The organism is Pseudoalteromonas sp. S1609 (genome assembly GCF_005887255.1).
Taxonomy (GTDB): domain Bacteria; phylum Pseudomonadota; class Gammaproteobacteria; order Enterobacterales; family Alteromonadaceae; genus Pseudoalteromonas.
In genome coordinates this window covers 1-237 of the sequence record NZ_PNDJ01000336.1, presented here as the reverse complement: position 1 = coordinate 237, position 237 = coordinate 1, and the positions used below count along the sequence as shown (strand labels likewise).

Below are 237 nucleotides of genomic sequence, written 5' to 3'. Positions count from 1 at the left end.
GGAAAAACAGCGCCAATTTATCACCAGCAGCAAGGTATGTCTAAAGGTTTACCAAACCCGCTGACAGTGTGCCGCTTCCATTCTTTAATTGTTGCAGCACCCTCATTGCCTAATGAACTCGACGTAACAGCATGCACACAAAGCCACTCGGGGCTGCGTGATGAAATAATGGGATTGAGGCATAATGAGCTTGCACTTGAAGGCGTGCAGTTTCACCCTGACGCAATTTTGACCGAG

General features: G+C 48.1%; 1 protein-coding gene. It reads left to right on the top strand.

All coding sequences use genetic code 11. The annotated features are described in order from the left end of the window. Nucleotides 1-237, top strand: a 237-nt coding sequence (locus tag CWB76_RS19955) for a type 1 glutamine amidotransferase family protein (RefSeq protein ID WP_502704775.1), incomplete at both ends; no start/stop codon positions are given.